Source organism: Mixta sp. (genome assembly GCF_024610815.1).
GTDB classification, from domain to species: domain Bacteria; phylum Pseudomonadota; class Gammaproteobacteria; order Enterobacterales; family Enterobacteriaceae; genus Mixta; species Mixta calida.
The window spans coordinates 1-20862 of sequence record NZ_JANION010000176.1; the positions used below are offsets into that span (position 1 = coordinate 1).

Sequence of the window (20862 nt, forward strand, 5' to 3'; positions counted from 1 at the left end):
TAGTTGGCGCACGCATTAATGAATCTTATTGATTGTTAAGGCGGGGGGACAGGCGATTGCCGAAAAGAGAAGCCAGCGCTGCGCGTTAGCATGGGTAGGCGCAACAGTGGAAGCTGAAAGACGCCCATAAAAAAACCGACCGGCAGCCAACCGATCGGTTTGTTTATGCTCTGTAAAAAGGAACGTCGCGTCCCGTCAGCGACACCGACTAGGCAGCGTGCTGATTAACCTGCTGCTCGGCCAGCATGGTGAGTTTTTCATCGGTGGCCTTCTCTTCATCCAGGGTATTCTTCAGGATAGAGACGACGTTGTCATAGCCCAGATTTTTCGCCAGCGCCATCAGCGAACCGTAGCTGGAAATCTCATAATGCTCGACTTTCTGAGCGGCAACAATCAGACCCGCATCGCGTACCGGCCCTTCCTCTACTTCCTGAATAATCTCCTCGCCCTCTTTGATCAACCCTTCCATCGCTACGCAGGTAACATTTTCCATTTCCACATCGTCGAGCGCCTGGATAACCTGATCGAGACGTTCGATATGGCCTTTGGTCTCTTCCAGATGTTGCCTGAAGCCTTCGGCAAGTTTTGTTTCAGTGGCGGCTTCCGCCATTTTCGGCAGCGCCTTGGTTAGCTGTACTTCAGCACTGTAAACATCGCTCAAGGTATGAACAAACAGATCGTTTAGCGATTGCATAGTCATAATGCTTGTCTCCCTATGATTGTGTATCGGTGTGCTGCACTTGCTATGAAAGCCTGGTAGATGCGTTGCAGACAGGCAAATATGCTGCGTTTCGCTTTCAACGCGATGAAAGATAAGCGTTTATCGCGGTGTTGAGCGGATTATGAAAATAAAATCTTTACTTATCAGTTACTTACCTGAAAGGTAATTCCTGGTAAAAGAGTGTGTAATCTTGTTGCTGAACGCAGCGGCAGGCAGATAAAAGTGGATGTTCAATGGAATTTTTACGTAAACGCATCGAAAAGCAAGTTTTTCGGCTTAACGGGCTTTCGCTGAATGAGTTCGATATTTCGCAACCGGCGGGCGATCCGGGCCTGTTCGGGCCGGACAGCGTGGTCTGGCCGGTACATGGCGACTTCACCTCGATGCTCTGCGGCGGCGTCAGCGCCCTGATGCTGCAAATGCTGCATCCGGCGGCGCTGGCGGGCGTCTGGGATTACTCCTCCTTTCGTGAGGATATGCTGGGACGACTGCGGCGCACCAGCCAGTTCGTCGCGGTAACCACCTTCGGCAACCGCGCCGATGCGCTGACGCTCATTGAACGCGTAAAGCGAATTCATCTGCGGGTCAATGGCATCGACGCTTACGGTCGCCCCTATGCCGCCAGCGATCCGACGCTGCTGACCTGGGTGCATGTCGCCGAAGCGAGCCGCTTCCTTGCCGCGCATCTGCGCTATAAAAATCCGGCGCTCAGCCCGGCGGATCAGGATCGCTATTATGCGCAGGCGGCGCGGGTGGCGGAGGCGCTGGGGGCGGAGCGGGTGCCGAAAAGCCGCGCGGAGACGGAGGCGTGGATCGCCGCGATGCGTCCGCAGCTCTGTTACGACGCGCGCGCTCAGGAGGTGATGTCGCTGTTGATGCACGCGCCTGCGCCCAGCTGGCAGGCGAAACTGGCGATGGGAACCATTATGGAAGCGGGCATCGGGCTGCTGCCCGACTGGGCGCAGCAGATGACCGGCCACAGTCTCGACGCCCGTCGGCAGGCGGCGGTCGACAGGCGCGTGAGGATTATCGCAACGCTGCTGCGCTGGGCGGTGCGTAACGGCGCCTGGCCGCGCGCCATGCGCCGTATGGGGCGTCACTTTTGAGATTATTACCCTTGCCGCAGCGTGGCGAGAAGGGCGATCCTGCTCTATTCTCGGGGAAAATGGATTCCTCTACGTTGCGTTGAGGCACTATGACATATTCGCAGTTGATTGCTGAGGTGACTAATCAGCAACAGACGTTAACCGCCATCATCGAACAGACTGAGCGGGCCGCCTATTTCTATATCTGGCCGACCGAACCTTTCCGCTCACGCTTTGCGGTGCGCGGCTGCTGGCTGCGTAATCTGCTGCCCGCGCCGTTTCAGGAGGATCGCGAAGCGATAGAACAGGGCATTGCGCCTCTGCTCAGCGCCGACTGCTGCCGTACGCTGGAGGCGGAGCCGCCGCTCGATCCCGCCGGTCTGCAAATCATTTGGGAGCCGACCGACGACGGCGCGGCGGTATGGTATCAGGGACAGCTGCTGGCGGTGATCCCCGGCTGGAGCCTCTACCAGAATAAGCAGGTCAGCTTCTCTGCCGGCTGCATCCGCGAAAATCGCCTGACGGCGCCGCTGGGATCGGCCTCCACCAATCACTACTACGCGCAGGCGCTGGCGCATCGCCAGTTCTGGCGCGACTGGCATGATGGGCATCTCTGGCAGCCGGTACAGCACGATTTGCTGCGCGTTTATGAAGCGCACTACGGCCCGTCGCTGAAATATTATGCTATCGACCAGGGCCAGTGGCCGCCGATGGCGCTGTCGCAGCACTATCATCAGGGCGTCTGGTACTTCTTTACCGTCGGCATGTGCATTCGTCCGATGCCCTGGGTCGATTTCCTTTATGAAGATTTAGCGCCGCAGTACCGCCGCACCGAACTGGCAATGGCTATCGACGCCGAGGTGATGACCGAAGACAACGCCATTCAGATGGCGAGCGCGCTGGCAAACTATGCGCACTATCCCTGGAGCAGCCTCAACTGGCTGGGGGAAGGGCATACGCTCCCTTCGTCAGTGGCGCCGGTCGGTTTTGAAGGCTTTCTGCTTTCCGCCGAATTAGGCGGAGAGACGGGCCAGCTTCCTCTGCCGCGTCGTGAAGGCGAGCGGGTCAATCTGCTGTGGACCACGCCGGTGACTGCGGCGGAACAGGCGTTCGCCATGGCGGAAGAAGGGGGCGGAATGCAGCTGGTGACGCTTTTGCAACAGGAAGGCGCCAGCCACATTTTCCGGCCGCGTCAGCAGGTCGTGGAGCAGGAGGCGTAGCCCGCGTCTATATTTGTAAATTGTGATGGCGATCATCTCAAGTAAGATCGTTACATGCCGTTAACAGGAAAAGGGCAATTGGGCCCTTTCCGTTAAGTGGTGTGGACATGTTAAAAACAACGCAGGCCCGCTTTACGGTAACCCTGGTGGCATTCTTTCTGCTGCTGATGGCGGTTACCATCGTGGTTATCAATCTCTTTGTGGCCCCGCAGCTAAAAAATAATGAAGAACGTCTGGTGCGCTATGAAGTGAATGCGCTGGCGGCGCGAATTGTCGAGCAGATGAATCGCGTACAGGCGCAACAGCGCACCATTACCGAAGCGGTAAGCGTGATGGATAGCCCGGCGATCGATACGCTGCTGCCTGCGCTGGTGAACCAGTATCAGGACAGTAATGTGTTCGGCGGCGGCATCTGGCCTTTGCCCAATATGCGCGAAGCCGGACGGGAAAAGTTCAGTACCTTTTTTGCCCGCGACGCCAGCAATCAGCTACAGGTAAACACTTTCTGGAACTCGCCGGAAGCGGATAAATATTATGAGCAGTCATGGTATAAAGCGGGCCTTGCCGCGCCGAAAGGCGTCTGCGCCTGGGCCAACGCCTACCAGGACGCCGCCAGCCCGCAGCCGCGCACCAACTGCGCCATGGCGATCTACCGCAACGGCGCTGAGTGGGGCGTCGCCACCATCGATGTCACCCTCGGCTTCTTTAACCATCTGGCGAAAGAGATGGGCGAGGCCATTCATGGCCGCGTGCTGATCGTCGAAGCGAATGGCAAGGTGGTGGGTAACGCGGCGCTGGTCAACGGCACGCCGAAGCTGCAAAATCTGAGCGATCTGACGCTGCCGATGGCCGCGCCGCTGAAGGCATTGCTGGCCAGCGCTGGCAGCCAGCCGGTGCAGAGCCAGTACCAGGACGAGGAAGGCGATCGCACGCTGTTTGTGCAGCAGATCGCCGGCAGCCCCTGGTTCCTGGCGAGCGATGTGCCGACCAGCCTGCTGACGCAGCAGACGCACTCGATGCTTTCTCGTCTCGGCGTGGTGCAGATTCCGTTAGCCATCGCCTTGCTGCTGGTGTTGCTCGGCTTTATCCGCAGCATGATGAAGCGTCTGGGCCAGCTGAATGACAACATTCTGGCGCTTTCGACCGGCGGTGCCGATCTGACGCAGCGCCTGCCCGCCAGCAACAGCCCGGAATTTAACGCCGTGGCGCAAAGCTTTAACCAGTTTATTTCCTATCTGCAGGGGCTGATGCGTCAGGTGGGCGACAGCGCGTTGGCGATCACGTCCGCCTCGCGCGAAATCGCCAGCGGCAACCTCGATCTCTCCTCCCGTACCGAGGAGCAGTCCAGCTCGATAGTGGAAACGGCGGCGTCGATGGAGCAGCTCACCGGCACGGTGCGTCAGAATGCCGACAACGCTACCCACGCCAACCAGCTGGCGGATAACGCTTCGCAGGTGGCGGCGCGCGGCACCGAGGTGGTGCGTCAGGTGGTAGCGACGATGGGCGAAATCGACGCCTCCTCGCGTAAGGTGGTGGATATTATCAGCGTTATCGACAGTATCGCTTTCCAGACCAATATTCTCGCCCTGAACGCGGCGGTCGAAGCGGCGCGCGCCGGCGAACAGGGGCGCGGTTTCGCCGTGGTCGCCAGCGAAGTGCGCAACCTGGCGCAGCGTTCCGCCAACTCGGCGCGTGAAATCAAAAAGCTGATCGAAACCTCAGTGGCGAATATCGACGCTGGCAGCCAGCTGGTAGGCGAAGCGGGCCGCACCATGGATGAACTGATGCAGGGCGTATCAAGCGTCACGACGCTGATGGGCGAAATCATGTCCGCCAGCCGTGAACAGAGTATGGGGATTGAACAGGTGAACGTTGCCATCAACCAGCTCGATAGCACCACGCAGCAGAACGCCGCGCTGGTGGAGCAGGTTTCCGCCGCCGCACAGGCGATGGAGGAGCAGAGCGTTCAGCTGGAAGAAGTGGTTAAGGCGTTTAAACTCTAGTCCCTCTTATCAGGCGCCCCCGCAGACGGCGGGGCGCCTTTCTCCCGACATCTTTTCGCACATAATGTGATAAATGCAGACGCTTTTTTCCGCCAGGCGGCCCGACGGTTATGCCACAATAGTTGGGATTATTCTGAAGGAGCCTGCATGTCCGCTATTGACGTTATCCTTGTCGATCGTTTCGATCGTCCTACCGGTAAAATGGAAAAGCTGGAAGCCCATCAAAAAGGATTACTGCATCGCGCGGTAACGGTTTACGTCTTCAACAGCCGTAATGAGCTGCTGTTGCAGCGTCGCGCCAGCGACAAATATCACTGCGGCGGCCTGTGGAGCAATACCTGCTGCGGGCATCCTTTACCCGATGAAACGTCGCAGACGGCGGCGGAGCGGCGGCTGGAAGAAGAGATGGGGCTGCGCCTGACGCTGACGCCGATGTTTGAGCTGAGCTATAACCTGCCGCTGAGCAACGGGCTGATCGAACATGAGTATGGGCACGTGTTTTTCGCCATCAGCGATCAGACGCCGCACCTCAACCCGCAGGAGGCCGACGACAGCCGCTGGCTCTCGCTGACGGCGATTCAACAGGAGATAGCGCGCGATCCGGCGCGCTTCACGCCCTGGTTTTTACATACCTTCGCCCGTATTCCCGATCAGCTGGCGCGCTTTATTCAGCGCGGCGCCGCGCTGAAATCCTCCGCATCCACATCGTAGCCTGACGGCTCCCAGCGCACCAGCATCAGCGCCAGCAGGCCCGCCAGCGGCGCGATGGCGATCGCCCAGAAGACGTTGGTGTCCAGCATCGCGCTCAGCAGTGGAAAGAGAAACAGCGACACCGTAGAGCTGGCGCGCATCAGCGTCTGGTTAAGGCCGACGCCGACGCCGCGCAGCGAAACCGGATAGCTGAGCGAAGCGTAGGTCATGGTGTGCGAACCGGGACCGAAACCCTGGCCGAAAAGGAACAGCGCCAGCATAGCGATCGCCAGCATCGCCTCCGACATGCCCTGCGGCCGTCCGATCAGCGCCAGCCCCAGCAGCGCCGCCAGCTGGCAGGCGTAGCCCGCTACCGTCATCCGCCATGCGCCCAGGCGCGGCACCAGCCGCACCGCCAGCAGGCCGCCGACAAAGGCAAACAGCAGGTTGAGCGCCAGCGATACCAATATCGTGGTCAGCATCGTCTGCGCCAGGAAGCTGGAGATAATCACCGGCAGGCCGAACGCCACCGCATTATAGGCAAAGGAGGAGGCGATGGAGATGACCGTCGCCAGCAACGTGCGTCGCAAATAGACGCCGCGCAGTAGCGCGCCGTAGTTACGCCAGCCGGGGCGACGAGTGCGCGTCGCGGCGCTGAGATCGGCGTCGCTCGCCACCTGCGCGTTAATGCCCCAGGCGCGGCGCAGGATCGCGGCCGCGCCGTGCAGATCGCCCTGATTGGCCGCCCAGACCGGGGATTCGCTCATATAGCGGCTGCGAATGGCGATGATCGCCAGCGCCGGCACCGCGCCGAAGCCCAGAATCAGGCGCCACAGCCAGTCGGCGTGGCTCGACGGCAGTATGCTGTAAAGCACCAGCACCAGCAGATAAGAGACGCTGATGGCGGCATACCAGGTAGGGCACCACATGGCGATGCTCGCCGCCTTGTTGCCCCGTCCTTTCAGCCGCGAAAACTCGGCGAGGAAGGCCATCGCCACCGGCAGATCGATGCCGACGCCCAGCCCCATCACAAAGCGCGCGCCTGCCAGAACATATTCGTTGGGCGCCAGCGCGCAGGCCAATGCGGCGACCACAAAGAAAAACATATCCGCCATAAAGACGCGATAACGGCCGATTTTATCGGTCAGCCAGCCGCCGATCAGCGCGCCGACGATCGCCCCAAAGGTGATGGCGGAAGCGACCATGCCGCTGCCGGCGGGAGTAAGATTAAACTCCCGCGCCACATCTTTCATGCCGAACGCCAGCGCGCCAAGATCGTAGGCGTCCAGGAAAACGCCGCCGAGAGCGATAGCGACGACGATCCGCCCGTTGCCGAGCGCTTGTGTACCGGTGTTGACCAGCCGCGACACGTCGGCGGGTTGGCGTATCCAGACCGTTTCACCGGTCGTGATGTCCTTAAGCGACGCATCCGGCGTCGAAGAGGCGGTAATGTCAGTCATGATGTTATGTTGTCAGACGTGTTTGGGTCTTCTGAGCATAACGTCCTGATGCCGCTGGCTAAATTCCTTCTGGTTATATCTTACTTCCGAACGCGATGAGGCCTGCGCGCTGCTTCGCAGAAAAGAATCTGTTTTCCCGACAGGCACAGGGATTTGCGCTACGCTTTGACAGAACCTGACCTGGAAGGAAAACGCTATGACTTTCGCTGTTGCGCGTCGCGGATTATTCACCCTGGCCGCCCTGATGGCGCTGGCCGCCCACGCCCAGGCCGCCGATCCGGTGCGTGTGGGATCTAAAATCGATACCGAAGGCTCGCTGCTGGGCAATGTGATCCTGCAGGTGCTGAATAAGCACGGCGTGCCGACGGTGAATAAAATTCAGCTTGGCAATACGCAGGTGGTGCGTGGGGCGATTACCGCCGGCGAGTTGGATATTTACCCGGAATATACCGGCAACGGCGCGTTCTTCTTTAATCAGGCGGGCGACGCGGCGTGGAAGAACGCCAAAGCGGGCTATGAGAAGGTGAAAAAGCAGGACGCGGAGAAAAACCAGCTGGTCTGGCTGACGCCCGCGCCTGCCAATAACACCTGGACCATTGCGGTGCGCGGCGATGTGGCGCAGAAAAATAAGCTGGCTTCGCTGGCCGATCTCAGCCGCTATCTGAAGCAGGGCGGCGTCTTTAAGCTGGCCGCCTCGGCTGAATTTATCGAGCGCGCCGACGCGTTGCCGGCGTTTGAAAAAGCCTACGGCTTTAAGCTGGGCCAGGATCAGCTACTGTCGCTGGCGGGCGGCGATACGGCGGTAACCATCAAGGCGGCGGCGCAGCAAACCTCCGGGGTGAATGCGGCGATGGCCTACGGCACCGATGGGCCGGTAGCGGCGCTCGGCCTGCAAACCCTGAGCGATCCGCAGGGCGTGCAGCCGATTTACGCGCCCGCGCCGGTGATCCGCGCCGCGGTATTAAAGCAGTATCCCGATATCGCTACCTGGCTACAGCCGGTGTTCGCCGCGCTGGATGAAAAAACGTTGCAGTCGCTGAACGCCAAAATCGCCGTAGAGGGTCAGGATGCGAAAAAAGTGGCCGCCGACTGGTTGCAGCAGAAAAAGCTGCTGTAAGCGGACGGCGTAATCAGGCATCTTGTCGACGGAGTGATTTTGCGATTCACCCTCTATAACCGCGTACTGCTGCTGCTGACGGCGCTGCTGGCGACGGCGCTGTATGCGTTGCCTTTCGCCAGCTTCGCGCCTAATCGCCTGGTGTCGGGGCAGCCGGTGATGCTCTCCCAGTTACTTCAGGGCGCAGGCTGGCTGATCCTGCTGATCGTGCCGCTGCTGCTGTTACTGGCCTGGCAAAAGCCGCGCCAGCCTGTGTTGGTTCTGACGCTGTTGCTGAGCGAAACGCTGCTGACGCTGCTGGTGGCGTTAGGCGGGCACGCCGCGCAGACGCTGGCGGGACAGGGCAGCGCGCTGGCGCGCACCGGTTTCGGCAGCGGACTGTGGGCGGCAATCGCGCTCTGCCTGCTGATCGCCGCGGACAGCATAATGCGCCTGACGCGCAATCCGATCTGGCGTCTGCTGCTGAACGCGCAGCTTTGGCTGCCGCTGGCGCTGCTGCTGCTCGGCGGACAACTCGATCAGCTGGCGCTGCTGAAAGAGTACGCCAATCGTCAGGATGTGTTCGATCAGGCGCTGACGCGTCACCTGTTGCTGCTGGCGGCCACGCTGATCCCGGCGCTGGCGCTGGGCGTGCCGCTGGGGCTGATCTGTTATCGCCGCCCCCGCTGGCAGGCGTCGGTTTTTTCCGTGTTGAACATTATTCAGACCGTGCCGTCAGTGGCGCTGTTTGGCCTGCTGATCGCGCCGCTGGCCGGGCTGGCGGCCCATTTTCCCTGGCTGGCGCGGCTGGGCGTCAGCGGCATCGGCCTGGCGCCCGCGCTGATCGCGCTGGTGCTTTATGCGCTGCTGCCGCTGGTGCGCAGCATCGTGGCGGGTTTGCAGCAGGTGCCTGACGGCGTCAGGGAGACCGCCTGCGGCATGGGTATGTCGCCCACGCAGATTTTCTGGCACGTCGAGGCGCCGCTGGCGCTGCCGGTATTGCTCAGCGGCCTGCGGGTGGTGACGATCCAGACGGTGGGCATGGCGGTGATCGCCGCGCTCATCGGCGCCGGCGGCTTCGGCGCCATTATCTTTCAGGGATTGCTGAGCAGCGCGCTGGAGCTGGTGCTGCTGGGCGTAATCCCGGTGATCGCGCTGGCGGTGCTGATGGACGCCCTGTTTAACATCCTTATCTCCCTGCTGGAGAAGCGCAACCTATGATCCAGTTTAATCAGGTCAGTAAATATTTCGCCGGCAAGGCGGCGGTGGATGAGATTAACCTGCATATCGCCGCTGGCGAGTTTACTGTGCTGATCGGCACGTCCGGCTCCGGCAAATCGACCACGCTGAAGATGATTAACCGGCTGGTTGAGCATGATGCGGGCACCATTCAGTTTGCTGGCGAGGAGATCCGCAGCTTCAATCCGCAGGCGCTGCGGCGGCGGATGGGCTACGCCATTCAGTCGATCGGGCTGTTTCCGCACTGGACGGTGGAGAAGAACATCGCCACCGTGCCGGGGCTGCTGAAGTGGCCGCGAGCGCAGCGGCAGGAACGCGTCGCTGAGCTGCTGGCGCTGCTGGGTCTGGAGGAGGAGCTGCGCCATCGCTATCCGCATCAGCTCTCCGGCGGGCAGCAGCAACGCGTCGGGGTGGCGCGCGCGCTGGCCGCCGACCCGGAAGTGCTGCTGATGGATGAGCCGTTCGGCGCGCTCGATCCGGTGACGCGCGGCGCGTTGCAGCAGGAGATGGTGCGCATTCATCGGTTGCTGGGACGCACTATCGTACTGGTGACGCATGACATTGACGAGGCGCTGACGCTGGCGGATAAAATCGTGCTGATGGACAGCGGGCGCATTATACAGCAGGGCAAGCCGCTGGAGCTGCTAACCCGTCCGGCCAACGATTTCGTGCGTGATTTTTTTGGCCGCAGCGAGCTGGGCGTGCGCCTGCTGTCGCTGGGCTATGCGGGCGCGGCCGCGCGGCGCGGCGAATGGCTGGACGCGGCGCCGGTGCCGGAAGATATGTCGCTGCGCGAGGCGCTGTCGCTGTTTATCGCCCGTCAGACAGATAAGCTGCCGGTGGCCGATGCGCAGGGCGCGCCGCTGGGCGTGCTGCACTTCAGCGATCTGCTGCGGCAACGGGAGGGGACATGAACAAATGGCTGCGCGATCCGCTGCTGTGGCTGATCGCGCTGTTTCTGCTGCTGCTGCTGCTGTTAATGCCCTACAGCGGTCCGCTGTTCGCCCGCTGGTTTCCTCAGCTCGATCGACCGGTTTATCAGCAGGAGAGCTTTTTTCAGCTGGCGCTGGCGCATATTCGGCTGGTGGCGTTCTCCAGCCTGGGCGCGGCGCTGATCGGCATCGGCGCAGGCGTCGCCGTGACGCGCCATGCCGGACGTGAGTTTCGGCCGCTGGTGGAGACGCTGGCCGCCGCCGGGCAAACTTTTCCGCCGGTAGCGGTGCTGGCGGTGGCGGTGCCGGTCATCGGCTTCGGCGAGCAGCCCGCGCTGATCGCGCTGCTGCTGTATGGCATCCTGCCGATTTTGCAGGGCACGCTGGCGGGGCTGGAATCGGTGCCGGAAAGCGCGCGCGAAGTGGCGCAGGGCGTTGGCATGAGCGGCTGGCAGCGGCTGACGCGCGTCGAACTGCCGTTAGCCGCGCCGGTGATTCTGGCGGGCGTGCGCACCTCGATCATCATCAATATCGGCACCGCGGCGATCGCCTCGACGGTAGGCGCGAAAAGCCTGGGATCGCCGGTGATTATCGGCCTGAGCGGGTTTAATACAGCGTATGTGATTCAGGGAGCGGTGCTGGTGGCGCTACTGGCGCTGGTGGTGGACCGGCTTTTCGAGCGCCTGCAACGCTGGGTTAGCGGGCATGTAAAATAATGGCGTAGCCTACCAGCATCAGGCCGCCGGTACCGCCAATCGCCATGATAAAGAAAAGGGTGCCGACCAGAAATTTTTGCCAGTTCATCGTATTGCCTGTGAAGATAAAACAAGAGGGCAGATCATAGCGCGAACCGCCCTTTGCGACCAGGCAAATTGCGTCATTTTTCGCGCGATCTTCGCCCGTTTAGCTCTGACCATGCAACGTGATGGAAAAACCCTGTTCATGCCAGTGGGCGAACTGTTCTGTCTGACGGCGCGTCAGCTTCTTGCCGGTCCAGACGAAAATCTGCTGGCCAGGAAACAGTTCGGGGCGCGGGTTATCGAGCGGCTCCGCCAGTACATCCATCCGCCAGCCCGCCTGGGAAAGGCGCCAGGCCTCCAGCCAGATGCGGGTGCGATCCTCGACGCCCCAGCCGATCATCAGCGCATCCTTGCCCGCCTTTTTACGCGTGCCGCACAGGCAGAAGGCGACATAGTCGATAAGCGCGCCGTCGAGCAGGCTGCACATCGCTTTCGCGGTGTTTTGATCGAGCCCCAGACGCTGACGCACCGGCACGAAGACGTGATCGATCAGCGCATCGACCGGATGCTCGCGGCCAATGGCGGCGATTTTACTGCGCAGTCGGGAAGGGCGAACCTGGCGCAGTACGCTCATCACCTCTTCCTGCAATGTCATCCAGCCGTCGTGTACGTTAACATTATCGCCTTCGAGCAGGGCTTTTACTTTGCCTACCGGGACGCCGCTCTCTATCCAGCGCTTAATCTCTTCGATACGCTGAACATCTTCATCATCAAACTGTCGGTGACCGCCTTCGGTACGCTGTGGCTTCAACAGCCCATAGCGACGCTGCCATGCGCGTAACGTTACCGGGTTGATACCACAGCGTTCGGCGACGTCGCCGATGCTGTATAGGGGCATGCACATCCTCTGCTTGTTCGTGAGACTCGGGTGTCTGCTTTAACCTTAGCGGAGGCGTTTCAACTTGTACATTATTTTTTATATTGTACAAGTTGATCGCCGCCACAAAAGCGCGCATTCTCATAATAGAGAAATTATCTCTTATATGGGAAACACGATGAACGAGACTGACCAACGCCTTGCTCAGCGGTTGATAACCCTACGCCAGGAGCGGGGCTGGACGCTGGAGCAGCTGGCTAAGTGTACCAGCATCAGCCGCGCGACGCTGTCGCGCATCGAGCGCGCAGAGATCAGCCCGACCGCCACGCTGTTGAATAAGCTTTGCGTCGCCTATGGGCTAACTATGTCGCGCCTGCTGAGCGAAGTGGAAGAGAACGTTGCGCAACACCTGACGCCACCGCAGCAGCCGGTCTGGCAGGATCGCGAACAGGGATTTATCCGACGCGGGCTGTCGCCGCCTGCCAGCGGCTACCGTGCGGAGATGATAGAAGGCGTGCTGCGGCCCGGAGCGCTCATTGCGTACGACGCGCCGCCGGTGCCGGGCATCGAGCAGCATATCTGGCTGCTGGCGGGCGTGTTGATAATTGAAGCGGGCGGAGCGCGCTGGCGGCTGGAGGCGGGCGATACGCTGCGTTTCCATCTGTACGGCGCCTCGGCATTTCATGCGCCGGAAGCGGAGGGCGCGCGTTACTTACTGGTGGTGTGTCGATGATTGAATATCAGGTAATGGATGGTGGTCAGGCGCGTAGCGAGCTGGAAGCCCTGACTGACGTATTGCAGGGCTGCGTATCAGATGGCGCCAGCGTGGGATTTATCGATCCTGAAGATCGGCAGATCATGCGAAATTTCTGGCAGGACACATTCGTCGGCCTCGATCGCGGCGATCGGCTGCTGCTGGTGGCGCGCGACGGCGGGAGGCTGGTGGCGACGGTAATGATCTTCTGGAATAACATGCCTAATGGCCGCCATCGTGTGGAAATCGGCAAGCTGCTGGTGCATCCGCGCGCGCGGCGTCAGGGCATCGCGCGCCAGCTGATGCAGCTGGCAGAGCAGCGGGTGAAGGAGGCGGGGCGCAGCCTGATGGTGCTGGATACCCGCAGCGGCGACGTCGCCAGTCTGCTTTATTTGTCGTTGGGCTGGGAGATAGCCGGAGCCATCCCTTTCTATGCGCAGTCGACAGAAGGCGCGATGGACGCCACGACCGTAATGTATAAGCGGCTGACCGTGTAACGGGTTGTCGCACCTTTCGCCGGTTGCGGAAGCCATCTTCCAGATTCGCCGATAAGCGGCTGACGTCAGCGCCATACTGTGTAAAAATACAGGTCATTAAGGCAGGAAGAGAGCAAGATGGCACTAACCGCAGCGTTAAAAGCGCAGATCGGCGAATGGTATAAAGCGCTGCAGCAGCAGGTTCCCGATTTCATTCCGCGCGCGCCGCAACGGCAGATGATCGCCGAAGTAGCGAAAACTTTAGCTGGCGACGACGGCCGTCACCTGGCGATTGAAGCGCCCACCGGCGTGGGCAAAACCCTTTCCTATCTGATCCCCGGCATCGCCGTCGGGCGCGCCGAAGAGAAGCCGCTGGTGATCAGCACCGCGAACGTGGCGTTGCAGGATCAGATCTTCAGCAAGGATCTGCCGCTGCTGCAGAAAATCATTCCCGAATTGAAATTTACCGCCGCCTTTGGGCGGGGGCGCTATGTCTGTCCGCGTAACCTCAATGCGCTGGCGACCGATAGCGAAAAGCAGGGCGACCTGCTGCTGTTTCTCGATGACGAGATGGTGGCAAGCAAAGAAGAACGCAAAATCTGCGGAAAGCTCGAAAAATCGCTGAATCGCCATCAGTGGGACGGCCTGCGCGACCACAGCGAAGAAAATATCGGCGACGCGCTCTGGCAGCGACTCAGCACCGATAAGGCCAACTGCCTGGCGCGCAACTGTCACTGGTATCGCGAATGCCCCTTTTTCGTCGCCCGCCGTGAGATCGAGCAGGCGGACGTGGTGGTGGCGAACCATGCGCTGGTGATGGCGGCGCTGGAGAGCGAATCGGTGCTGCCGCCGGCGAAAAACCTGCTGCTGGTTTTGGATGAAGGGCATCATCTGCCGGAGGTGGCGCGCGATGCGCTGGAGACCAGCGCCGATATTTCGCCCGGCTTCACCAGCCTGCAGCTCGATCTCTTTGTCCGTCTGGTGGAAACCTGCATGGCGCAGTTTCGGCCCAAAACGCCGCCGCCGTTGGCGAACCCGGAGCGGCTGAAAACCCATTGTGACGAATGGCGCGAGCATCTCGCCAGCCTGACGCGCATGCTGGCGCTCTTTCTGCCGCCGGAGCCGCAGGAGGGCGAACATCGCTTCGAGATGGGGCAGTTGCCGGAGGAGATGCAGACGCTGTGCGCCCGACTCTTTAAGCTGAGCGACGGGCTGCGTGGCCTGGCGGAAGGGCTGCTGAACGATCTCAGCGAGAAAACCGGCCAGTATGACGTGGTACGCCTGCAGCGCACGCTGCTGCAAATGAACCGCGCCTTTGGCTGGTTTGAAGGCATCAGTAAACTGTGGCGGCTCGCGTCGATGGAGCAGGCGTCCGGCGCGCCGGTCTCTAAGTGGGTAAGCCGCGAACTGCGCGAAGGCCAGCCGCACCTCTTTTTTCACTGCGCCGGCATCCGCGTCAGCGAACAGCTGGAGAAGCTGCTGTGGCGCAAGGTGCCGCATGTGGTGCTCACCTCCGCCACGCTACAGTCGCTGAACAGCTTTAACCGGCTGCAGGAGCTTTCCGGCCTGAATGAAAAGGTGGGCGACCGCTTTGTGGCGCTCGGCTCGCCGTTCAACCATGTCGAACAGGGCAAGCTGGTGATCCCGCAGATGCGCTACGAGCCGCTGATGGCTAACGAAGAGCAGCACATTGCTGAAATGGCGCATTTCTTTCGCCATCAGGTCAAAGCGGGACTGCATAAAGGGATGCTGGTGCTGTTCGCCAGCAACCGCGCCATGCAGCAGTTTCTTACCCATCTGACCGATCTGCGGCTGATGTTGCTGGTGCAGGGCGATCAGCCGCGCTACCGGCTGGTGGAGCTGCACCGCAAACGAGTGCAGCAGGGCGAGGCGAGCGTGCTGGTCGGGTTGCAATCCTTTGCCGAGGGGCTCGATCTCAAAGGCGAACTGCTGACGCAGGTGCATATTCATAAAATCGCTTTTCCGCCGGTGGACAGTCCGGTAATTTTGACCGAAGGTGAGTGGCTGAAAAGCCTGAAGCGCTACCCGTTTGAGGTGCAAAGCCTGCCCAGCGCCTCCTTTACTCTGATTCAGCAGGTGGGGCGGCTGATCCGCAGTCATCACTGCACCGGCGAAATTGTGATTTACGATCGCCGACTGCTCACCAAAGCGTACGGCGCGCGGCTGTTGAACGCGCTGCCGGTGTTTCCCATCGCGCAGCCGCCGATGCCTGAAGGGGCGAAAGCGCTGCCGCCCAGCGCTAAAACGGCCCCGGCGGGTCGGCGTCGAAAAAAGGAAAAGCGTTAAATGTTGCAGTACAGCAAACTGATTAAAGAAGTGGGACGCGGCAAAAACCACGCGCGCGATCTTGATGAGGAGAGCGCTTACCAGCTCTACCGCGCCATGCTGAATGACGACGTGCCGGAGCTGGAGCTGGGCGCGTTGCTGATCGCAATGCGCATCAAGGGCGAAGGCGAAACGGAGATGGCGGGCTTTTACCGCGCGCTACAGGAGCGTGTGCTTACCTTAACGCCGCCCGCTGACCAGCCGTTGCCGATTGTGATCCCCAGCTACAACGGCGCGCGTCGCCAGGGCAACCTGACGCCGCTGCTGGCGCTGCTGCTCTCTCGTCTTGGTTTTCCGGTGGTGGTGCATGGCGTCAGCGAAGATGAAACGCGCGTGACCAGCGAGGCGGTCTTTCAGGCGCTGGGCGTTGCGCCCGTCGCTGACGCGCAGAGCGCGCAGGCGAAGCTGGCGCAGGGCGAGCCGGTATTTATCACCGTCGATACGCTCTGCCCGCCGCTGGCGAAGCAGCTGGCGCTGCGCTGGCGGCTGGGCGTGCGTAACAGCGCGCATACGCTGGCCAAGTTGATGACGCCGTTCGGCGAGGCGGCGGCGCTGCGTCTCGCCAGCGTTTCACATCCTGAATATATTCCGCGCGTCGGCAAGTTTTTCAGCGCGCACGGCGGCCTGGCATTGCTGCTGAACGGTACCGAAGGCGAGGTTTACGCCAATCCGCTGCGCTGCCCGGCCATCAGTCTGATCGATGGCGCAGGCGCGGAGCCGCAGGAGCTGCTGGCGCGTCAGCCAGAGCAGAGCTGCGACCTGCCGCAGAGCAAAGAGGCCGCTGTCACCGCCGCCTGGATCCAGCAGGTGCTGGACAAAGCGCGCCCTGTGCCGCAGTCGCTGCGTTTGCAGATCGCCTGTTGTTACGTCGCCAGCGGTCGCAGCCCATCGCTGGAAGCGGGGCTGGCGCAGCTGGAGGCCGCCGGTTATCCGGCACCCTGAGCATCAGCCTGCGCGCGTTGACGCCTGCGTGAACGTTAATATCGGCGCGCGCCGATAGCCTGTGCGCGCTTTACTCCGAACGTACGACGACAGGCCAGTTATCTTACGCTGAGTTTGCGACAGCAGAAGCTGAGCCTGCCGCGCGCGGCAGGCGGGTTTCTACCAGCCGTTGCCAAAAGGCGACGCCATGCTCAATCAGCGCATCGTTGAAGTCGTAGCTGGCGTTGTGCAGCGGGCGAGAGGGCGTTTCGCCATCAGCGCCCAGCCAGAAGTAGGCGCCGGGACATACTTCCAGCATGCAGGCGAAATCTTCTGAGGCCATCGACGGATTCACCTGCCAGCGTACTTTCTCAGCGCCGCACTGCGCTGTCGCCACCTTGCGGATTAGCGCGGCAGCCTCGGCGTCGTTCTGCGTCACCGGGTAGCCGGGATACCAGCGGATCTGCCCCTCGACGCCCATGGGCTGCGGCAGCGTATGAACGAACGACGCCACCAGCGCCAGCACCTTTTCCCGCACTTCGCTTTGCAGACAGCGCACCGTGCCGCGCAGCGTGACTGTTTCGGGGATAACGTTAATCGCTTCGCCGCCCTGAATCTGAGTGACGCTGACCACCGACGAGGCGAGCGGCGACAACCGACGCGCCGGAATGGTTTGCAGCGCCAGGATCAGCTGCGCCGCCGCCACCAGCGGATCGGCGCCGCTTTCCGGCATCGCGGCGTGGCAGCTTTTCCCGGTGAGGGTAATGTCAAACGAATCCAGCGAGGCCATCATCGCGCCGCTGTTGACCGCAATCTCGCCTACCGGCAGCCCCGGCCAGTTATGCAGCGCATAGACCGCATCCATTGGAAAACGCTGAAATAATCCTTCCTCCACCATCTTGCGCGCGCCGCCGAGGTTCTCCTCCGCCGGCTGGAAAATAAAGTGGACGGTGCCGCTGAAGCGGCGCGTCTGAGCCAGCCATTTGGCGCTGGCCAGCAGCATGGCGGTGTGGCCGTCGTGACCGCAGGCGTGCATGACGCCGGGTTGCTGCGAGCGCCAGGCGGCCTCTCCCAGCTCGGTTACCGGCAGCGCGTCCATATCCGCCCGCAGGCCGATGGTTTCGCCCGGCCCGGTCTCCAGCGTGCCGATGACGCCGGTGCCCGCCAGTCCGGTCGCTACCTGTAACCCGAAACTGCGCAATTTTTCCGCCACGAAACGGGCGGTATTCTGTTCCTGATAGCCCAGCTCCGGCCGGGCGTGCAGCTGACGGCGCCACTGCACCGCCTCTTCAATCAACGCTGCGGGTAAGCTCATAGCGGTCCTCTCTTCTGGCCATGCCTCGTTGCATGGCGGCTTATCCTCACTCTAGAAGAGAGAATCGGGGGCGTCTATCGGTCCGCGCGGAAAACGCGGACGCGCGGGCTATTTGATCTTCAGATCGCGACGGTTTTCCAGCGTGTCGAAATATTCGCGCAGGAACACCTCTTCGGCCGGATCGAGACGATCCATCCCGGCGGTATAGCGATGCCAGTAAGGATAGCGCGGCGCCGGACGGGTCGCTTTTTCAATGCGCGTGCGCTGTTCGTCGCTCAGTTGCAGCTCGGCCGCCGCCAGGTTGTCGCGCAGGTGCGCTTCGGTGTGCGAGCCGACAATCAGCGAGGTAATACCCGGACGGGTCAGCAGCCAGGCGAGACAAACGCGCGCCGGCGAAACGCCCAGCTCTTCCCCCACCTGCGCCAGCGTCTCGATCACGTCGTAGGCGTGATCCATATTGTGCACATAAGGTTCGGTCCAGCCGTTGCCCTGACGGGAGTCGGCAGAGGTTTTCTCGCCGCGTCGCACCGTGCCGGTCAGCAGCCCTTCGCCCATCGGCCCCCAGATCAGCGTGCCGACATTCTGGTCAAGCGCCAGCGGCAGCAGTTCGAACTCCGCCTCGCGTGATTCCGGCGTGTAGTAGATCTGCTGGCTGGTAGGTTTGCTGAGCCCCAGCTGCTCCGCCTTACCCAGCGTTTTCATCATCTGCCAGCCGCTATAGTTGGAGGTGCCCCAGTAGCGGATTTTGCCGCTTTGCACCAGCGACTCCAGCGCGTAGAGCGTCTCTTCAACCGGCGTCACGCCGTCCCAGTTATGGATTTGCAGAATATCGATATGGTCGGTTTTCAGGCGGCGCAGGCTGTTTTCGCACGATTTGATCAGATGATGGCGGGTAGCGCCGCTGTCGTTGGGATCGTCGCTCATCGGGCTGCGCGCCTTGGTCATCAAAATCACCTTCTGACGCAGGTCGCCTAACGCTTCGCCCAGCACGCTTTCCGCTTCGCCTTTAGAGTAGAGATCGGCGGTATCGACGCAGTTGACGCCCGCCTCCAGCGCAATCTCCAGAAAGCGGCGCGCCGTGCGCGCATCCACGTTGCCGACCTTCTCGAAGCCGTTGCTGCCGCCAAAGGTAAGGGTGCCCATCGTCAGGGTTGAAAGATAAAGGCCGGACTGACCGAGCTGTCGATATTGCATCACTTCCTCCGCATCGTCGTTAAGTTAAGCCGTTAACGTTTTAGCGTAGTTAAGTGACGACGATCACGCAAAAGCCGGGCTACGCCCGGCTGCGGCGCTACGTTTTACGGGCATCGGGGCGCACCAGATCGAAGCGCTGATCCTCGCTGATGCCGTACCAGGCGCTGGGGCCGCCTGCGCGCAGCACCGGCTGCGCTTTGCTGGTCTGGTAGATCCCTTCTTCCAGCAGCGCGGGGTCGATATGCACCGCCACCACTTCGCCCAGGATCAGCCAGCCCTCCAGCGGCTCGCCGTCAGCGTTGTGCAGCTGCAAATGCTGCGTCAGGCGACACTCAAAGTTGACCGGGCTTTCCGCCACCATCGGCGCGTTGACATGGCTGCCCGTCAGCGGCGTCAGGCCGGTCAGGGCGAACTCATCCACCTCATGCGCCACCGACGCAGAGCTTTCATTGGCCGCCTCCGCCAGCGGACGCGTCACCAGATTCCAGACGAATTCGCCGGTTTCCAGAATATTGCGCACGCTGTCTTTTTTACCCTGGCTGGAGAAGCCGATAATCGGCGGATGGTAGTTAAAGCAGTTAAAGAAGCTGTAGGGCGCCAGGTTGCGCACGCCAGCTGCGCTCTGCGAGCTGATCCAGCCGATAGGGCGCGGCGCGATGATGGCGTTCAGCGGATCGTGCGGCAGGCCGTGGCCGACGCGCGGTTGGTAGGAGTAGCGTTGACGAGACATAGTTATCCTTATCGGGAATGAATCTTCACATCTTAGCCTGTTCAGCGCGAAAAAAAGCGCGGCAATTGTTTACGCTTTTTTCCGCAGCGGGTATCTTACGCGCCGTTACCAGAGAGAGAGCCTGATGAAACAGCCCGCCACTAAAAACCAACTGCATCCCCGTAACCGTCATCGCGAACGCTATGACATTCCCGCGCTGATCGCCGCGCATCCGCCGTTGCAGCCCTTTATTGTTATCACGCCGCGCGGCGACCAGTCGGTCGATTTCGCCGATCCGCAGGCGGTGAAAGCCCTGAACCAGGCGCTGCTGAAACATTTTTATCAGGTTGAACGCTGGGATATCCCGGAAGGTTTCCTCTGCCCGCCGGTGCCGGGACGGGCGGACTATCTGCACTATCTGGCCGACCTGCTGGCGACGGACAACGGCGGCCAGCCGCCGCGCGATATTAACGTGCTGGATATCGGTTGCGGCGCCAACTGCATCTATCCGCTGATTGGCTATCGTGAATATGGCTGGCGTTTTACCGGCTCCGAGGTGAACGCGCAGGCGATGAAGGCGGCGGGCGCAATCCTGGACGCCAATCCGACGTTGCGCCGCGGCATCCGCCTGCGTCGCCAGGCGCAGAGCGACAAGATTTTCCACGGCATCATCCATAAGAACGAGTTCTATCAGGCGACGCTGTGTAACCCGCCGTTCCACGCCTCAAGCGAGCAGGCGGCGGAAGGCAGCGCGCGTAAGGCGCGCAACCTGGGGCTGGCGAAAGATGCGCCGCTGAACTTTGGCGGCCAGCAGGCGGAGCTGTGGTGCGAAGGGGGCGAGAAAGCCTTTATCGGCCAGATGATCGCCGAAAGTATCGATTACGCGCGGCAGGTAGTCTGGTTTACCTCACTGGTTTCACGCCGCGAAAACCTTCCGACGCTGCGCCAGGCGCTGACCAGCGTTGGCGCGCGCGAGGTGCGTATTATCGATATGGCGCAGGGGCAGAAGCAGAGCCGCTTTATCGCCTGGAGTTTTCAGGACGACGCCGCGCGGGCGCGGCTGATGAAACCGCGCCCCTGACGC

General features: G+C 61.3%; 20 protein-coding genes. 13 read left to right on the forward strand and 7 right to left on the reverse strand.

Annotated elements, in window-relative coordinates; translation table 11 throughout:
- Window positions 1-208: 208 nt before the first annotated feature.
- Window positions 209-700, reverse strand: coding sequence for a YciE/YciF ferroxidase family protein (locus tag MYY08_RS13315; protein WP_038627216.1), 492 nt, complete (start codon window positions 698-700; stop codon window positions 209-211).
- A 254-nt stretch (window positions 701-954) separates the two neighbouring features.
- Between MYY08_RS13315 and MYY08_RS13320 the strand changes: the two genes are divergently transcribed.
- The 4 genes from MYY08_RS13320 (at window position 955) to idi (ending at window position 5740) form a co-directional block, all read left to right on the forward strand.
- Window positions 955-1827, forward strand: a complete 873-nt coding sequence (locus MYY08_RS13320; protein WP_038627214.1) for an oxygenase MpaB family protein — start codon at window positions 955-957, stop codon at window positions 1825-1827.
- Between the two features lie 89 nt (window positions 1828-1916).
- The gene (locus MYY08_RS13325) at window positions 1917-3026 is read left to right on the forward strand and encodes a suppressor of fused domain protein (RefSeq protein ID WP_038627212.1); all 1110 of its coding nucleotides are present in this window, start codon (window positions 1917-1919) and stop codon (window positions 3024-3026) included.
- 107 nt (window positions 3027-3133) lie between these two features.
- Complete coding sequence (locus MYY08_RS13330) at window positions 3134-5029, forward strand: methyl-accepting chemotaxis protein (protein WP_038630077.1); 1896 nt, start codon at window positions 3134-3136, stop codon at window positions 5027-5029.
- Window positions 5030-5176: 147 nt separating this feature from the next.
- On the forward strand, window positions 5177-5740 hold the full coding sequence (gene idi / locus MYY08_RS13335; protein ID WP_052133924.1) for an isopentenyl-diphosphate Delta-isomerase: 564 nt from the start codon (window positions 5177-5179) through the stop codon (window positions 5738-5740).
- Here the strand turns inward: idi and MYY08_RS13340 are convergent.
- Window positions 5698-7179: an MFS transporter gene (locus MYY08_RS13340; RefSeq protein ID WP_038627210.1), complete on the reverse strand. Its 1482-nt coding sequence runs from the start codon at window positions 7177-7179 to the stop codon at window positions 5698-5700. The two genes, idi and MYY08_RS13340, sit on opposite strands and share 43 nt — an antisense overlap.
- Before the next feature lie 244 nt (window positions 7180-7423).
- Between MYY08_RS13340 and osmF the strand changes: the two genes are divergently transcribed.
- The 4 genes from osmF to MYY08_RS13360 are packed head-to-tail and all read left to right on the forward strand — an operon-like array spanning window position 7424 to window position 11162.
- On the forward strand, window positions 7424-8296 hold the full coding sequence (gene osmF, locus MYY08_RS13345) for a glycine betaine ABC transporter substrate-binding protein OsmF (protein WP_103790904.1): 873 nt from the start codon (window positions 7424-7426) through the stop codon (window positions 8294-8296).
- Window positions 8297-8335: 39 nt separating this feature from the next.
- Window positions 8336-9496 carry an ABC transporter permease gene (locus MYY08_RS13350; protein WP_081981819.1) on the forward strand — a complete coding sequence of 387 codons (1161 nt, stop codon included), beginning with the start codon at window positions 8336-8338 and terminating at the stop codon, window positions 9494-9496.
- Entirely contained in the window at window positions 9493-10428 is a 936-nt protein-coding gene (locus MYY08_RS13355) for an ABC transporter ATP-binding protein (RefSeq protein WP_038627204.1), read from the forward strand. The genes MYY08_RS13350 and MYY08_RS13355 overlap by 4 nt, the downstream gene beginning before the upstream one ends.
- Entirely contained in the window at window positions 10425-11162 is a 738-nt protein-coding gene (locus tag MYY08_RS13360; RefSeq protein WP_288014541.1) for an ABC transporter permease, read from the forward strand. Before MYY08_RS13355 ends, MYY08_RS13360 begins: the two co-directional genes overlap by 4 nt.
- Here MYY08_RS13360 and MYY08_RS19275 read toward each other — a convergent pair.
- Both MYY08_RS19275 and MYY08_RS13365 read right to left on the reverse strand, forming a co-directional pair.
- Window positions 11143-11250, reverse strand: a complete 108-nt coding sequence (locus tag MYY08_RS19275) for a YohO family small membrane protein (RefSeq protein ID WP_498043407.1) — start codon at window positions 11248-11250, stop codon at window positions 11143-11145. The genes MYY08_RS13360 and MYY08_RS19275 overlap by 20 nt on opposite strands.
- A gap of 99 nt (window positions 11251-11349) precedes the next feature.
- Window positions 11350-12084, reverse strand: a complete 735-nt coding sequence (locus MYY08_RS13365) for a MerR family transcriptional regulator (protein ID WP_038627200.1) — start codon at window positions 12082-12084, stop codon at window positions 11350-11352.
- A gap of 145 nt (window positions 12085-12229) precedes the next feature.
- Here MYY08_RS13365 and MYY08_RS13370 point away from each other — a divergent pair, with 145 nt between their 5' ends.
- From MYY08_RS13370 to ybiB, 4 genes are all read left to right on the forward strand, one after another.
- Window positions 12230-12796: a helix-turn-helix domain-containing protein gene (locus MYY08_RS13370; protein ID WP_502888468.1), complete on the forward strand. Its 567-nt coding sequence runs from the start codon at window positions 12230-12232 to the stop codon at window positions 12794-12796.
- Window positions 12793-13314 carry a GNAT family N-acetyltransferase gene (locus MYY08_RS13375; protein ID WP_190296666.1) on the forward strand — a complete coding sequence of 174 codons (522 nt, stop codon included), beginning with the start codon at window positions 12793-12795 and terminating at the stop codon, window positions 13312-13314. Before MYY08_RS13370 ends, MYY08_RS13375 begins: the two co-directional genes overlap by 4 nt.
- Before the next feature lie 117 nt (window positions 13315-13431).
- Complete coding sequence (gene dinG, locus MYY08_RS13380; RefSeq protein WP_038627197.1) at window positions 13432-15600, forward strand: ATP-dependent DNA helicase DinG; 2169 nt, start codon at window positions 13432-13434, stop codon at window positions 15598-15600.
- Between the two features lie 3 nt (window positions 15601-15603).
- A complete protein-coding gene (gene ybiB / locus MYY08_RS13385; protein ID WP_038630074.1) occupies window positions 15604-16581 on the forward strand; it encodes a DNA-binding protein YbiB in 978 nt (325 codons plus the stop codon).
- Between the two features lie 103 nt (window positions 16582-16684).
- On the opposite strand, the gene MYY08_RS13390 is transcribed toward ybiB, so the two are convergent.
- The 3 genes from MYY08_RS13390 to MYY08_RS13400 all read right to left on the reverse strand — a co-directional run bounded on the left by MYY08_RS13390 (window position 16685) and on the right by MYY08_RS13400 (window position 19799).
- Window positions 16685-17875, reverse strand: coding sequence for a M20 aminoacylase family protein (locus MYY08_RS13390; RefSeq protein ID WP_052133923.1), 1191 nt, complete (start codon window positions 17873-17875; stop codon window positions 16685-16687).
- Window positions 17876-17983: 108 nt separating this feature from the next.
- Complete coding sequence (locus MYY08_RS13395) at window positions 17984-19069, reverse strand: aldo/keto reductase (RefSeq protein WP_288014545.1); 1086 nt, start codon at window positions 19067-19069, stop codon at window positions 17984-17986.
- A gap of 97 nt (window positions 19070-19166) precedes the next feature.
- Entirely contained in the window at window positions 19167-19799 is a 633-nt protein-coding gene (locus MYY08_RS13400) for a flavin reductase family protein (protein WP_038627193.1), read from the reverse strand.
- Between the two features lie 124 nt (window positions 19800-19923).
- On the opposite strand from MYY08_RS13400, the gene rlmF reads away from it, so the two are divergent.
- Window positions 19924-20859 carry a 23S rRNA (adenine(1618)-N(6))-methyltransferase RlmF gene (rlmF, locus tag MYY08_RS13405; protein ID WP_288014547.1) on the forward strand — a complete coding sequence of 312 codons (936 nt, stop codon included), beginning with the start codon at window positions 19924-19926 and terminating at the stop codon, window positions 20857-20859.
- The last annotated feature ends 3 nt before the right edge of the window (window positions 20860-20862 follow it).